This is a genomic window from Streptomyces albidoflavus (assembly GCF_000719955.1).
Taxonomy (GTDB): domain Bacteria; phylum Actinomycetota; class Actinomycetes; order Streptomycetales; family Streptomycetaceae; genus Streptomyces; species Streptomyces albidoflavus.
In genome coordinates, this window is the sequence record NZ_JOII01000013.1 from 101,807 (window position 1) to 115,207 (window position 13,401).

14 protein-coding genes are annotated in these 13,401 nt (G+C 73.1%); 11 read left to right on the top strand and 3 right to left on the bottom strand.

Features of this window, described 5'->3' with window-relative positions; translation table 11 throughout:
* Positions 1-19 precede the first annotated feature (19 nt).
* Positions 20-586 (bottom strand): DinB family protein, encoded by a 567-nt coding sequence (locus tag IF45_RS0116285; protein ID WP_003947073.1) that lies wholly within the window; start codon positions 584-586, stop codon positions 20-22.
* Positions 587-734: 148 nt separating this feature from the next.
* On the opposite strand from IF45_RS0116285, the gene thrS reads away from it, so the two are divergent.
* A complete protein-coding gene (thrS, locus tag IF45_RS0116290; protein ID WP_030308086.1) occupies positions 735-2,717 on the top strand; it encodes a threonine--tRNA ligase in 1,983 nt (660 codons plus the stop codon).
* Between the two features lie 39 nt (positions 2,718-2,756).
* Here the strand turns inward: thrS and IF45_RS0116295 are convergent, their stop codons facing one another.
* Complete coding sequence (locus tag IF45_RS0116295) at positions 2,757-3,479, bottom strand: potassium channel family protein (RefSeq protein ID WP_008416879.1); 723 nt, start codon at positions 3,477-3,479, stop codon at positions 2,757-2,759.
* Between IF45_RS0116295 and IF45_RS0116300 the strand changes: the two genes are divergently transcribed.
* Positions 3,480-4,073: an HIT family protein gene (locus tag IF45_RS0116300; RefSeq protein ID WP_008416880.1), complete on the top strand. Its 594-nt coding sequence runs from the start codon at positions 3,480-3,482 to the stop codon at positions 4,071-4,073.
* Between the two features lie 49 nt (positions 4,074-4,122).
* On the opposite strand, the gene IF45_RS0116305 is transcribed toward IF45_RS0116300, so the two are convergent.
* On the bottom strand, positions 4,123-5,778 hold the full coding sequence (locus IF45_RS0116305) for an AbeC-like domain-containing protein (RefSeq protein WP_018895741.1): 1,656 nt from the start codon (positions 5,776-5,778) through the stop codon (positions 4,123-4,125).
* 291 nt (positions 5,779-6,069) lie between these two features.
* Between IF45_RS0116305 and pgsA the strand changes: the two genes are divergently transcribed.
* The 9 genes from pgsA to ruvA all read left to right on the top strand — a co-directional run bounded on the left by pgsA (position 6,070) and on the right by ruvA (position 13,341).
* The gene (pgsA, locus tag IF45_RS0116310) at positions 6,070-6,726 is read left to right on the top strand and encodes a phosphatidylinositol phosphate synthase (RefSeq protein ID WP_003947068.1); all 657 of its coding nucleotides are present in this window, start codon (positions 6,070-6,072) and stop codon (positions 6,724-6,726) included.
* Positions 6,723-7,622: a phosphatidylinositol mannoside acyltransferase gene (locus tag IF45_RS0116315; protein ID WP_018471450.1), complete on the top strand. Its 900-nt coding sequence runs from the start codon at positions 6,723-6,725 to the stop codon at positions 7,620-7,622. The genes pgsA and IF45_RS0116315 overlap by 4 nt, the downstream gene beginning before the upstream one ends.
* Positions 7,619-8,779 carry a glycosyltransferase family 4 protein gene (locus IF45_RS0116320; protein WP_003947066.1) on the top strand — a complete coding sequence of 387 codons (1,161 nt, stop codon included), beginning with the start codon at positions 7,619-7,621 and terminating at the stop codon, positions 8,777-8,779. Before IF45_RS0116315 ends, IF45_RS0116320 begins: the two co-directional genes overlap by 4 nt.
* A gap of 94 nt (positions 8,780-8,873) precedes the next feature.
* Positions 8,874-9,410 carry a membrane protein gene (locus IF45_RS0116325; protein WP_008416884.1) on the top strand — a complete coding sequence of 179 codons (537 nt, stop codon included), beginning with the start codon at positions 8,874-8,876 and terminating at the stop codon, positions 9,408-9,410.
* Between the two features lie 128 nt (positions 9,411-9,538).
* Positions 9,539-10,453: a pyridoxal 5'-phosphate synthase lyase subunit PdxS gene (gene pdxS / locus IF45_RS0116330; protein WP_003947064.1), complete on the top strand. Its 915-nt coding sequence runs from the start codon at positions 9,539-9,541 to the stop codon at positions 10,451-10,453.
* Between the two features lie 3 nt (positions 10,454-10,456).
* Complete coding sequence (gene pdxT, locus IF45_RS0116335; RefSeq protein ID WP_010636570.1) at positions 10,457-11,050, top strand: pyridoxal 5'-phosphate synthase glutaminase subunit PdxT; 594 nt, start codon at positions 10,457-10,459, stop codon at positions 11,048-11,050.
* A 132-nt stretch (positions 11,051-11,182) separates the two neighbouring features.
* Complete coding sequence (locus IF45_RS0116340; protein ID WP_003947062.1) at positions 11,183-11,935, top strand: YebC/PmpR family DNA-binding transcriptional regulator; 753 nt, start codon at positions 11,183-11,185, stop codon at positions 11,933-11,935.
* A gap of 210 nt (positions 11,936-12,145) precedes the next feature.
* Positions 12,146-12,718 carry a crossover junction endodeoxyribonuclease RuvC gene (ruvC, locus tag IF45_RS0116345; RefSeq protein WP_003947061.1) on the top strand — a complete coding sequence of 191 codons (573 nt, stop codon included), beginning with the start codon at positions 12,146-12,148 and terminating at the stop codon, positions 12,716-12,718.
* Positions 12,715-13,341, top strand: coding sequence for a Holliday junction branch migration protein RuvA (gene ruvA, locus IF45_RS0116350; protein WP_003947060.1), 627 nt, complete (start codon positions 12,715-12,717; stop codon positions 13,339-13,341). Before ruvC ends, ruvA begins: the two co-directional genes overlap by 4 nt.
* Positions 13,342-13,401: the final 60 nt, after the last annotated feature.

Consider the following 13,401-nt stretch of genomic DNA (forward strand, 5'->3'; position numbering starts at 1 on the left):
TACGCGGCGTGCGGGCGGCTCAGCCGGTCAGCGGGCGGTGCGCCCACAGGTCGCGCAGGGTGCCGATCTCCGCGCCGTGGTGGACGATCTCGCGGGTGATGTGCAGGACCAGCCGTGCCATGCGGTCCTCGGCGAACGGGCCCTCGGACGGGCCGCAGGGCTGCTCCAGCCCCTCCTGGCCGAGGGACCGCACCCCGGCGGTCCACTCCGCGTACCGGGTGTCGAGCTGGTGCAGGGCCTCCTCGGCGGTCCCGGCGTAGGCGAAGCTGCCGTAGTCGGTCTCCGGGCCGCCGAAGTGGGCGGCGAGGCGGGTGCCGAGGACGCCGACGATCAGGTGGCCCAGCCGCCAGCCGATGGTGGTGACCGGCGGCGGGGCGGGCTCGGGGAAGGCGTAGTCGATGGTCCACTCGCCGGAGCCGGCCGCCGACGGCCACGGGCTGGTCCCCGCCGGACGGATGTTCCAGCACCCCTCGACCGGTTCCCAGAAGTACTCGGCGTCGGTGAGCCCGGCGAGGCGCGGACGCAGCAGGTGGGTCCAGTACCAGTCGAGCTGATCGGTGAGGAGGCCGTTCCAGTCCGTAGTCATGCGGGCACGGTAGGCGGCCCGCAGGCTCCGGGCGAGCGGACGCGTCGGCGGAACCCTTTCGCGTCAGCCCTCCCCGGCTCGGTACCATCGGCCCCGTGCGTGCACGCCAGATCCGGCGCACGCTCCCCACCTCAGTCAGGAGAGACCGGTGTCAGACGTCCGTGTGATCATCCAACGCGATTCCGAGCGGGAAGAACGCGTGGTGACGACGGGCACTACGGCCGCCGACCTCTTCGCCGGCGAGCGCACCGTGATCGCCGCCCGGGTGGACGGTGAGCTGAAGGACCTCGCGTACGTCCCGGGCGACGGCGAGAGCGTCGAGCCCGTCGACATCTCCTCCGGGGACGGCCTCGACATCCTGCGCCACTCCACCGCGCACGTGATGGCCCAGGCCGTGCAGGAGCTCTTCCCCGAGGCGAAGCTCGGCATCGGCCCGCCGGTCAAGGGCGGCTTCTACTACGACTTCGACGTCGCGGAGCCCTTCACCCCGGAGGACCTCAAGCGCGTCGAGAAGAAGATGCAGGAGATCCAGAAGCGCGGCCAGCGCTTCTCCCGCCGGGTCACCACCGACGAGGACGCCCGCGCCGAGCTGGCCGGCGAGCCGTACAAGCTGGAGCTGATCGGGCTCAAGGGCAACGCGGCCCAGGCGGCCGACGGCGCCGACGCGGAGGTGGGCGGCGGCGAGCTGACCATCTACGACAACCTCGACGCCAAGACCGGCGAGCTGTGCTGGAAGGACCTCTGCCGAGGCCCCCACCTGCCCACCACCCGGAACATCCCCGCCTTCAAGCTGATGCGCTCGGCCGCCGCCTACTGGCGCGGCAGCGAGAAGAACCCGCAGCTCCAGCGGATCTACGGCACCGCCTGGCCCTCCAAGGAGGAGCTGAAGGCGCACCTGGAGTTCCTCGCCGAGGCCGAGAAGCGCGACCACCGCAAGCTCGGCACCGAGCTGGACCTCTTCTCCTTCCCCGACGAGCTGGGCCCCGGCCTCGCCGTCTTCCACCCCAAGGGCGGGGTGGTCCGCAAGGAGATGGAGAACTACTCCCGCCGGCGCCACGAGGACGCGGGGTACGAGTTCGTCAACACCCCGCACATCTCGAAGGAGCACCTCTTCGAGACCTCGGGGCACCTGCCGAACTACTCCGAGGGCATGTTCCCGCCCATCGAGTTCGACGGGCAGAACTACCGCCTCAAGGCGATGAACTGCCCCATGCACAACCTGATCTTCAAGGGTCGGGGCCGCTCCTACCGCGAACTGCCGCTGCGCCTCTTCGAGTTCGGCACGGTCTACCGGTACGAGAAGTCCGGTGTGGTGCACGGCCTGACCCGCTCGCGCGGCTTCACCCAGGACGACTCGCACATCTACTGCACCAAGGAGCAGATGCCGGAGGAGCTGGACTCCCTGCTCACCTTCGTGCTGGACCTGCTGCGCGACTACGGGCTCAACCAGTTCGAGCTGGAGCTGTCCACCCGCGACCCGGAGTCGGACAAGTTCATCGGTGAGGACGCCGAGTGGGAGGAGGCCACCGAGGCGCTCCGCCAGGCGGCCGAGAAGCAGGGCCTCCCGCTCGTCCCCGACCCGGGCGGCGCCGCGTACTACGGTCCGAAGATCTCCGTGCAGGCCAAGGACGCCATCGGGCGCTCCTGGCAGATGTCGACCATCCAGGTCGACTTCCAGCAGCCGAAGCGGTTCGGCCTGGAGTACACGGCGGCGGACGGCTCGCGTCAGCAGCCGGTCATGATCCACCGGGCGCTCTTCGGCTCCATCGAGCGGTTCTTCGCGGTCCTGCTGGAGCACTACGCGGGCGCCTTCCCGGCGTGGCTCGCCCCCGTCCAGGCGGTCGGCATCCCGATCGGCGACGCGCACGTCTCCTACCTCCAGGAGTTCGCCGCCGACGCCAGGGCGCGCGGGCTGCGGGTGGAGGTCGACTCCTCCTCCGACCGGATGCAGAAGAAGATCCGCAACCACCAGAAGGCCAAGGTCCCGTTCATGATCATCGTCGGTGACGAGGACATGAACGCGGGCACCGTCTCCTTCCGGTACCGCGACGGCTCCCAGGAGAACGGCATCCCCCGCGAGGACGCCCTCGCCAAGCTCCAGGACGTGGTGGAGCGGCGCGTCCAGGTCTGAGACGCGGGTACGTGACCATGGCCGGCCCCCGGTGAGCGCTCAGCTCGCCGGGGGCCGGCCCGCTCGCTCGCCCTCCTCGGCGAAGGCCTGGAGCAGCCAGGAGGCGAACGAGCCGGTCACCGCGCCGAGCAGCGCGAGGCCGCCGGCCATCAGCGCCACCAGGACGAGGCGGCCGAGGAAGGTGACCGGGACCGCGTCGCCGTAGCCGATGGTGGCCAGGGTGGCGCAGACGCACCACACCGCGTCGCCGAAGCTCTGGATCGACGAGCCCTCGGCCGAGCGTTCCGCCGCGTAGACGGTGAGCGCGCCGGCGAAGCCGAGGAGCAGGGCGGCGAGGCTCGCGTAGCTCATCACCCGGGCGTAGAGGTTCAGGCGGGGGCGCCGGTGTCTGCGGCGGACCGCCTCGTAGACCGGGACCACCCGCAGCGGGCGCAGCAGCGGCAGCAGGAGGACGGCCGTGTCCAGGCCGTGGCGCGCCCAGAAGAACGGGCCCTCGCCGCTGAGCCGCCAGCGCACCGCGTAGTCGACCGCGAAGAGCAGCCAGCAGCCCAGCAGCAGCGCGAGGCAGGCGTCGTGGACCTCCGGCGGCAGGCCGGAGCCCAGCACCCGCAGGGCGTACGAGGCGAGGAAGACCAGGGAGGCGGCGGCGAGCGGCAGCTCCGTGCGGTTCTCCCAGCGGGCGAGGCGGGTGGACATGGCGCCCAGCATCGCGGCCCGGCCCGGCCGCCGCCCCGGCGACACGCGCCCGGCGGCCGAGGTCATATGCTGCAGGGCATGACGACTGAGCCGGAGCAGCAGTTCGGAGTGGGGACGCCCGACGCGTTCCAGCGCCTGTGGACGCCCCACCGGATGGCGTACATCCAGGGTGAGAACAAGCCGACCGGTCCTGGTGCCCAGGACGGCTGTCCGTTCTGTGTGGTCCCGGCCAAATCCGACGAGGACGGGCTGATCGTCCGGCGCGGCTCGCACGCCTACGCGGTGCTCAACCTCTACCCGTACAACGGCGGCCACCTCCTGGTGGTGCCCTACCGGCACGTCGCCGACTACACCGAGCTGGACGCCGCCGAGACGGCCGAGGTCGCCGAGCTGACCAAGCAGGCGATGACGGCGCTGCGCTCCGCCTCCGGCGCGCACGGCTTCAACATCGGGCTCAACCAGGGGTCGGCCGCAGGCGCGGGCATCGCCGCCCACCTCCACCAGCACATCGTGCCCCGGTGGGGCGGGGACACCAACTTCATGCCGGTCATCGGCGACACCAAGGTGCTGCCCCAGCTCCTCGGCGACACCCGGGCCATGCTCGCCGCCGCCTGGCCCGAGGCCGACGGTCCCGAGCTGACCGACACCGACGCGGGCTGACGGACCGGGCCGGGCGCCGCTTCGCGGCGACCGCCCGGCCCCGGCCCGCTCAGGCGTCGTACAGGTCGGCCTTCTTCGGCGCCGCGTCCTGGACGGCGCCGCTCAGTCCCGCCGCGCGGCCCGCGAAGCGGCTGGTGTCCACGCCGTTCTCCTCCAGGACCCGCAGCGCCGCCTTGTGCACCACCCGCAGCACCGGCGCCGCCGTGCGCAGCGCGTCGTCGGCCATGAAGCGGTTGGCCCACGGCCGCCCGGCCCAGACGTGGCGCAGCCCGAAGGGCTCGGGGAGCGACATCTTCCCGCCGAGGTGGTCCAGGACCGCCGGGTACGGGGTCAGCGGCGCGCGGACCAGCAGCCGCACCACCTCGGTCGCGTCGACCAGCGGCAGCTTGTGGGTCTTGGTCTCCCAGAACTTGATCGGCTTGGCCGTGGTCCGCTGGCGCGCCGCGGGGCCACCGCTGAACAGCCCGTGCACCGGGCCCAGCGCGTGGCCGGTGACCTCGATGCGCAGCGTGTGGTGGAGCACCGTCACCGTGATCAGCATGGTGAGCACCAGCTGGCCGTCCCAGAGCACGAACTGCACGCCGAGATAGTGCCGGTTGCCGTTGCTGAACTGCTGCTCGTTGCAGATCCGCTGGATCTCGTGCGGCTTGACCTGGTACGCCTCGACCGTCTCGCCCTCGGGGCGCGAGACACCGCCCGCGTTCTCCCCGACCGGGGAGACGATCCAGTGCTTCACCGAGGGCTTGGGGAAGCCGCCGGTGTGCAGCGGGCCGCGCTCCAGCATCTGGAGCTGGTCGTGGATGGCCCGGATCACGTCCCAGGAGCGGAACGGGTTGATCTCCTTGCCCGCCTCCGCCGGCTCCAGGTCCTCCGCCAGCTGCCAGCTGCCCCACCGGGTGCCCATGCCGAGGATGCCCTTGGGACCGGCGTAGAAGACCGAGTTGCTCTGCTGCTCGGCGGCGAGCTTGGCGAGGCTGACCCGCAGCTGCTCGGCGGCGGCGTCGTCGGGGTTGGCCGGGACCGCCTCGGGGATCTTCGCGCCGGAGCCGCCGCCCGCCAGCAGACTGCTCCAGTGGGCCCGCAGGTCCTGCGCGGTCCGCTCGGCGAGCTGCTTGGCCACGAACCAGCCGAGCACCGGGCCGAGGATGCAGCCGCGGATGTACCAGGGCAGGATGCCCTCGGTCGGCAGCCCGACCAGCAGCACCACCGAGGCGATGCCGCCCACCAGCATCAGCAGCGTCCCGAGCAGGTCGGCGCCCTTGGCCACCCACTTGCCCGACATCGCCCGCAGCTGGAAGGCGAGCACCCACAGGGCCGCGCCGGGCAGGAAGAGCACCCCGCAGATCAGCGCGACCAGCGTCAGCCGCCGGTCGCGCTGCTTGCGCAGCCGGCTCGCCGCCAGGCAGTGCTCGACCACCACCTGCGGCTCCATGCCGAACGCCTGGATCAGCGGCGACCGCCCCGCGCCCAGCATCCGCACCACGACGGCCTGCGAGAACGCCTCACCGAGCAGCGGCGCGAAGATCTTCAGCTTGCCCGGCTTCACCGCCGTCTTGTGCCACTCGCCGTCCGCCTCGGTGATCTTGTCGAGCGGGTCGTCGCGGTACGCCACCGAGGCCAGGGCATGGGTCGCGGCCGTGCCGCCCGCACCCCCGGTGACGGGGATCTGCGCCCCGGGGCTGAAATCGAAGAAGTCGTCCGCCATGCCGCCCCCATCGCCGCGCTGCCGGAGCGCTGTCGCCGCCTCGTCGCCTTCCGGACCCGACTGCCGCGCCCGGCCTTTCTGCTGATCCGCAGTCAGGGTATCGGGGCGCGGGGGCGCGCGGCAGGGGACAGGGAAGGTCGTGGGGGAGCGCACCCGCCGCCGGGCCGTCCGCGCGGGTGGGCGGGGCGCGTCGGCGCGGGTGCCCCGACGGCGGGGCGGCGTGCGCGTGACTACGATGGGCCAGCCGATGCCCGGCCCGGACACCGGCCCCCACCGACCCTCGGGAAGGCCATGCTGAACAAGTACGCGCGAGCGTTCTTCACGCGCGTCCTCACACCGTTCGCCGCGTTTCTGCTCCGCCGCGGGGTCAGCCCCGACGCGGTCACCCTCATCGGGACGGCCGGAGTGGTGGCGGGTGCGCTGGTCTTCTTCCCCCGGGGGGAGTTCTTCTGGGGCACCATCGTCATCACCCTCTTCGTCTTCTCGGACCTGGTCGACGGCAACATGGCCCGCCAGGCCGGGATCTCCAGCCGCTGGGGCGCGTTCCTCGACTCGACCCTCGACCGGGTGGCCGACGGCGCGATCTTCGGCGGCTTCGCCCTCTGGTACGCGGGCAACGGCGACGACAACGTGCTGTGCGCGGTCGCCCTCTTCTGCCTCGCCGCCGGACAGGTCGTCTCCTACACCAAGGCGCGCGGCGAGGCCATCGGCCTGCCGGTCGCGGTCAACGGCCTGGTGGAGCGCGCCGAGCGGCTGGTCATCTCGCTGGTCGCGGCGGGCCTCGCGGGCCTGCACGCCTTCGGCGTCCCCGGCATCCAGGTGCTGCTGCCGATCGCCCTGTGGGTGGTCGCCGTCGGCAGCCTGGTCACGCTGATCCAGCGGGTGGTCACGGTGCGCCGCGAGGCGATCGAGGCCGACGGCCCGGCGGGCCAGGGGGCCGCCTCGTGAACGAGCGGCTCTCCGACGCGCTCTACGGCCTCGGCTGGAGCACCGTCAAGAAGCTGCCCGAGCCGGTCGCCGTCCGCCTCGGGCAGACCCTCGCCGACACGGTCTGGAAACGGCGCGGCAAGGGCGTCCTCAGGCTGGAGGCCAACCTCGCCCGGGTCGTCCCCGACGCCGGCCCCGAGCGGCTCGCGGAGCTGTCCCGGGCCGGGATGCGCTCGTACCTGCGGTACTGGATGGAGTCCTTCCGGCTGCCGGCCTGGAGCGAGACGCGGATCAAGGAGGGGTTCGAGCCGGAGGGCCTGCACCACCTCACCGACGGTCTCGCCGCCGGCAAGGGCGTCATACTCGCCCTGCCCCACCTCGGGAACTGGGACCTGGCCGGCGCCTGGGTCACCCGCAACCTCGGGGTGCCCTTCACCACCGTCGCCGAGCGGCTCAAGCCCGAGACCCTCTACGACCGGTTCGTCGCCTACCGCGAGGGCCTGGGCATGGAGGTGCTGCCGCACACCGGCGGCTCCGCCTTCGGCACCCTCGCCCGCCGGCTGCGCGCCGGCGGCCTGGTCTGCCTCGTCGCCGACCGCGACCTGTCCGCCTCCGGCGTCGAGGTGACGTTCTTCGGCGACACCGCCCGGATGCCCGCGGGCCCGGCGATACTCGCCCAGCAGACCGGCGCCCTGCTGCTGCCCGTCACTCTCTGGTTCGACGCCACCCCCGTCATGAAGGGCCGCGTCCACCCGCCCGTCGAGGTGCCGGAGACAGGTACCAGGGCCGAGAAGACGTCCCTCATGACACAGGCCCTCGCGGACGCCTTCGCCGAGGGCATCGCCGACCACCCCGAGGACTGGCACATGCTCCAGCGCCTCTGGCTGGCCGACCTGGAACCACGGGAGCAGTCATGAGGATCGGCATCGTCTGCCCGTACGCCTGGGACGTCCCCGGCGGCGTCCAGTTCCACATCCGCGACCTGGCCGAACACCTGATCCGCCTCGGCCACGAGGTCTCCGTCCTCGCCCCGTCCGACGACGAGACGCCGCTGCCGCCGTACGTGGTCTCCGCCGGACGCGCCGTCCCCGTGCCCTACAACGGCTCCGTGGCCCGGCTGAACTTCGGCTTCCTCTCCGCCGCGCGGGTCCGCCGCTGGCTCCACGACGGCACCTTCGACGTCATCCACATCCACGAACCCGCCTCGCCCTCGCTCGGCCTGCTGAGCTGCTGGGCCGCCTCCGGGCCGATCGTGGCCACCTTCCACACCTCCAACCCGCGCTCCCGGGCGATGATCGCCGCGTACCCGATCCTCCAGCCCGCGCTGGAGAAGATCAGCGCGCGCATCGCGGTCAGCGAGTACGCCCGGCGCACGCTGGTGGAGCACCTGGGCGGGGACGCGGTGGTCATCCCCAACGGTGTCGACGTCGACTTCTTCGCGCGGGCCGAGCCCCGGCCCGAGTGGCAGGGCTCCACCCTCGGCTTCATCGGCCGCATCGACGAGCCCCGCAAGGGCCTGCCCGTCCTCATGAAGGCGCTGCCCGCCGTCCTCGCCGCCCACCCCGGGGCCCGGCTGCTGGTCGCCGGGCGGGGCGACGAGGAGGAGGCCGTCGCGGGACTCCCCGCCGGGCTGCGCGACCGGGTCGAGTTCCTCGGCATGGTCAGCGACGAGGACAAGGCGCGGCTGCTGCGCAGCGTCGACGTGTACGTGGCGCCCAACACCGGCGGCGAGAGCTTCGGGATCATCCTGGTCGAGGCGATGTCGGCCGGAGCCCCGGTCCTCGCCAGCGACCTGGACGCCTTCGCGCAGGTCCTCGACCACGGCACGGCCGGCGAGATGTTCACCAACGAGGACGCCGAGGCGCTGGCCGAAGGCGCGATCCGGCTGCTCGGCGACCCCGGACGCCGCGAGCGGCTCAGCGAGCACGGCGCCCGCCACGTCAAGCGGTTCGACTGGTCCACCGTCGGCGCCGACATCCTCGCCGTCTACGAGACCGTCACCGACGGCGCCGCCTCGGTCGCCACCGACGAACGGGTGGGCCTCCGCGCCCGCCTGGGCTTCGCCCGCGACTGAACCGCCCCCGGCGGCGGCACGGTGGGGGCCCGCCTGAGGGCTCCCGCCCGGGGGCGTCACCCCGACCGTCCCCGGCCGCGTAGCCTTGCCGCCCGTGACCTCCACACTGATCTGGATCGCGGTGGCGCTGCTCGCCATCGGTGTCTACCTGAGCTGGACCGCCGGCCGCCTCGACCGGCTGCACGCCCGCATCGACGCCGCCCGGGCGGCCCTCGACGCCCAACTCCTGCGCCGCGCCTCGGTCGCCCAGGAACTCGCCACCGCGGGGGTGCTGGACCCCGCCGCCTCCATCGTGCTGTACGAGGCCGCGCACGCCGCCCGGCAGGCCGACGAGGAGGCCCGCGAGGTGGCCGAGAGCGAGCTGAGCCAGGCCCTGCGCGCCGTCTTCGGCGACGCCTCGCAGGTCGACGCGGTCCGCCAGGCGCCCGGCGGCACCGAGGCCGCCGACGAACTGGCCGCCGCCGTACGCCGGGTGCCGATGGCCCGGCGCTTCCACAACGACGCCGTCCGCGCCGCCCGCGCGCTGCGCCGCCACCGCACGGTGCGCTGGCTGCGGCTGGCCGGCCACGCGCCGTTCCCGCTCGCCTTCGAGATGGACGACGAGCCTCCGGTGGCGCTGGCCGGCCGCTGAGCCGGGGCCGCCGGGAGGGGGCGCGGGCCAGAACGATCCACCGCCTGTTCATTGGCCCTTGTCCGGAAGTGCCCCCCGGGAGTTGGCTTCACGTGCAGCAACTCGTCTCGTCCTACGTGAGGTAGCCCGTGTCCAGCACGCCCCCCGCCACCCCCGCCGCCCCCGCCACCGGCACCGCCCGCGTCAAGCGCGGCATGGCCGAGCAGCTCAAGGGCGGCGTGATCATGGACGTGGTCACGCCCGAGCAGGCGAAGATCGCCGAGGACGCCGGCGCGGTCGCCGTCATGGCGCTGGAGCGGGTCCCCGCCGACATCCGCAAGGACGGCGGCGTGGCCCGCATGTCCGACCCGGACATGATCGAGTCCATCATCGAGGCCGTCTCCATCCCGGTCATGGCCAAGTCCCGCATCGGCCACTTCGTGGAGGCCCAGGTCCTCCAGTCGCTCGGCGTCGACTACATCGACGAGTCCGAGGTCCTCACCCCCGCCGACGAGGCCAACCACTCCGACAAGTGGTCCTTCACCACCCCCTTCGTCTGTGGCGCCACCAACCTCGGTGAGGCCCTGCGCCGCGTCGCCGAGGGCGCCGCGATGATCCGCTCCAAGGGCGAGGCCGGCACCGGCAACGTCGTCGAGGCGGTCCGCCACCTCCGCCAGATCAAGGCCGAGATCGGCCGCCTCGCCGCCTGCGACCAGCACGAGCTGTACGCCGCCGCCAAGGAGCTGCGCGCCCCCTACGAGCTGGTCGCCGAGACCGCCGCCCTCGGCCGCCTGCCCGTGGTGCTCTTCTCCGCCGGCGGCGTCGCCACCCCGGCCGACGCGGCCCTGATGCGCCAGCTCGGCGCCGAGGGCGTCTTCGTCGGCTCCGGCATCTTCAAGTCCGGCGACCCGGCCAGGCGCGCCGCCGCCATCGTCCGCGCCACCACCTTCTTCGACGACCCCAAGGCCGTCGCGGACGCCTCCCGCAACCTCGGGGAGGCCATGGTCGGCATCAACTGCGACACGCTCCCCGAGACGGAGCGCTACGCCAACCGCGGCTGGTGACCGATGGCCGCCACCCCGCTCGTCGGCGTCCTCGCCCTCCAGGGTGACGTCCCCGAGCACCTGAAGGCCCTCACCGCCTCCGGCGCCCGCGCCACCACGGTGCGGCGCCCGGAGGAACTGGCCCGCCTCGACGGGCTGGTCCTGCCCGGCGGCGAGTCGACCACCATCTCGAAGCTGGCCGCCCTCTTCGGCCTCACCGGGCCGCTGCGGGCCCGTATCGCCGAGGGCCTGCCGGTCTACGGCACCTGCGCGGGGATGATCCTGCTCGCCGACAAGATCCTCGACCCGCGTGCGGGCCAGGAGACCTTCGGCGGGATCGACATGATCGTGCGCCGCAACGCCTTCGGGCGGCAGAACGAGTCGTTCGAGGCGTCCGTCGCGGTCACCGGCATCGAGGGGCCGCCCGTCGACGGGGTCTTCATCCGCGCCCCGTGGGTGGAGTCCACCGGCGCCGCCACCGAGGTGCTCGCCACCTACGGCGGCCACCCCGTCGCGGTCCGCCAGGGCAACGCGCTGGCGACCTCGTTCCACCCCGAACTGACCGGCGACCACCGGCTGCACGGCCACTTCACCGAACTGGTCCGCGCCGCCGCCTGACCCCTCGCACCGCCCGCCGGCGCCCCTGCCGTACCCTCACCACCCGGTACGGCAGGGGCGGGGCGGCCCGGCGTCCCGGTAGGATCACTCAGGTTCGTTCAGTACATGTGGTGACGCGAAGGAGACAGGCAGATGTCCGGCCACTCTAAATGGGCTACGACGAAGCACAAGAAGGCCGTGATCGATGCCAAGCGCGGCAAACTCTTCGCGAAGCTGATCAAGAACATCGAGGTCGCGGCCCGTATGGGCGGCGCCGACATCGACGGCAACCCGACCCTCTTCGACGCCATCCAGAAGGCCAAGAAGCAGTCGGTGCCCAACAAGAACATCGACTCGGCGGTCAAGCGCGGCGCCGGCCTCGAGGCCGGTGGCGCCGACTACGAGACGATCATGTACGAGGGTTACGGCCCCAACGGTGTCGCGGTGCTCATCGAGTGCCTCACCGACAACCGCAACCGCGCCGCCTCCGACGTCCGCGTCGCCATGACCCGCAACGGCGGCTCGATGGCCGACCCCGGCTCGGTCTCCTACCTCTTCAACCGCAAGGGCGTCGTCATCGTCCCCAAGGGCGAGCTGTCCGAGGACGACGTCCTCGGCGCCGTCCTGGACGCGGGCGCCGAGGAGGTCAACGACCTCGGCGAGTCCTTCGAGGTGCTCAGCGAGGCCACCGACCTGGTCGCGGTCCGCACCGCCCTCCAGGAGGCCGGCATCGACTACGACTCGGCCGACGCCAACTTCGTCCCGACCATGCAGGTCGAGCTGGACGAGGAGGGCGCGCGCAAGATCTTCAAGCTGATCGACGCCCTGGAGGACAGCGACGACGTGCAGAACGTCTTCGCCAACTTCGACGTCTCCGACGAGGTCATGGCCTCCGTCGACGCCTGATCCCGGCAGCCGCCGCGCGGCCCGGGTCCCCTCCGCACCGGAGAGGACCCGGGCCGCACCGGCTTCCGCGCCCCGTCCGCGGCACACCGGCCCCGGCGTTCGGGGATTGTCGGCGGCGGCCGATAGCCTGCCGGTACGTGCGCGAACACCAGGTCGAACGAGGCCACAGGCCGCCCGCGCCGGGGACGGACGGGCGGAAGGGGAGGGACGATGCGGGTACTGGGCGTGGACCCGGGGCTGACCCGGTGCGGCATCGGCGTCGTCGACGGCGTCGCGGGCCGGACCCTGACCATGGTCGGCGTCGGCGTGATCCGCACCCCCGCCGAGGCCGAGACCCCCGACCGGCTGGTCGCCGTGGAGGCCGGCATCGAAGCCTGGCTGGACGAGCACCGCCCGGAGCGGGTCGCCGTCGAGCGGGTCTTCAGCCAGCACAACGTCCGCACCGTGATGGGCACCGCCCAGGCCAGCGCCGTCGCCATGCTCTGCGCCGCCCGCCGCGGACTGCCCGTCGCCCTGCACACCCCCAGCGAGGTCAAGGCCGCCGTCACCGGGTCGGGCCGCGCCGAGAAGGACCAGGTCGGCGCCATGGTGACCCGCCTGCTGCGGCTCGACGCGCCCCCGAAGCCGGCCGACGCCGCCGACGCCCTCGCCCTCGCCATCTGCCACATCTGGCGCGCCCCCGCGCAGAACCGCCTCCAGCAGGCCGTCGCCGCCCACCGCGCCGCCCCCGCCCCGCGCCGCACCGCTCCCGGGCGGCGCCCCCAGAAAGGCCGCCCCGCATGATCGCCTCAGTCAGCGGCACCGTCGCCGCCCTCGCCCCGGACAGCGCGGTGGTGGAGGTCGGCGGGATCGGCATGGCCGTCCAGTGCACCCCGGACACCCTCTCCGGCCTGCGCGTCGGCGAACAGGCCCGCCTCGCCACCAGCCTCGTCGTCCGCGAGGACTCCCTGACGCTCTACGGCTTCGCCGACGACGACGAGCGGCAGACCTTCGAACTCCTCCAGACCGCCAGCGGCGTCGGCCCGCGCCTGGCCCAGTCGATGCTCGCCGTCCACCACCCCGACGCCCTGCGGCGCGCGGTGGCCACCGGCGACGAGAAGGCGCTCACCGCCGTCCCCGGCATCGGCAAGAAGGGCGCCCAGAAACTCCTCCTCGAACTCAAGGACCGGCTCGGCGCCCCGCGCGGCGCCACCCAGGCCGCCCGCCCCGCCGTCGCGAGCGGCCCGGCCCCCTGGTCCGAGCAGCTGCACACCGCCCTGGTCGGCCTCGGCTACGCCCCGCGCGAGGCGGACGACGCCGTCGCCGCCGTGACCCCGCAGGCCGAGGCCGCCCTCGCCGAGGGCGGCCGGCCCGCCGTACCCCAGCTCCTGCGCGCCGCCCTCCAGAGCCTCAACCGCGCCCGCTGACCCCGGCGGCCACCGGGCCGCCCCGCATCCGACCGGCCAGGACCCCAGGAAGATCCGAGG

Coding starts and splice junctions, on each gene's coding strand:
- pdxT (WP_010636570.1), top strand. CDS start 10,457: ATGGCCGCCACCCCGCTCGTCGGCGTCCTCGCCCTCCAGGGTGACGTC.
- IF45_RS0116340 (WP_003947062.1), top strand. CDS start 11,183: ATGTCCGGCCACTCTAAATGGGCTACGACGAAGCACAAGAAGGCCGTG.
- ruvA (WP_003947060.1), top strand. CDS start 12,715: ATGATCGCCTCAGTCAGCGGCACCGTCGCCGCCCTCGCCCCGGACAGC.
- ruvC (WP_003947061.1), top strand. CDS start 12,146: ATGCGGGTACTGGGCGTGGACCCGGGGCTGACCCGGTGCGGCATCGGC.
- IF45_RS0116285 (WP_003947073.1), bottom strand. CDS start 586: ATGACTACGGACTGGAACGGCCTCCTCACCGATCAGCTCGACTGGTAC.
- IF45_RS0116305 (WP_018895741.1), bottom strand. CDS start 5,778: ATGGCGGACGACTTCTTCGATTTCAGCCCCGGGGCGCAGATCCCCGTC.
- IF45_RS0116320 (WP_003947066.1), top strand. CDS start 7,619: ATGAGGATCGGCATCGTCTGCCCGTACGCCTGGGACGTCCCCGGCGGC.
- IF45_RS0116295 (WP_008416879.1), bottom strand. CDS start 3,479: ATGACCTCGGCCGCCGGGCGCGTGTCGCCGGGGCGGCGGCCGGGCCGG.
- IF45_RS0116300 (WP_008416880.1), top strand. CDS start 3,480: ATGCTGCAGGGCATGACGACTGAGCCGGAGCAGCAGTTCGGAGTGGGG.
- pgsA (WP_003947068.1), top strand. CDS start 6,070: ATGCTGAACAAGTACGCGCGAGCGTTCTTCACGCGCGTCCTCACACCG.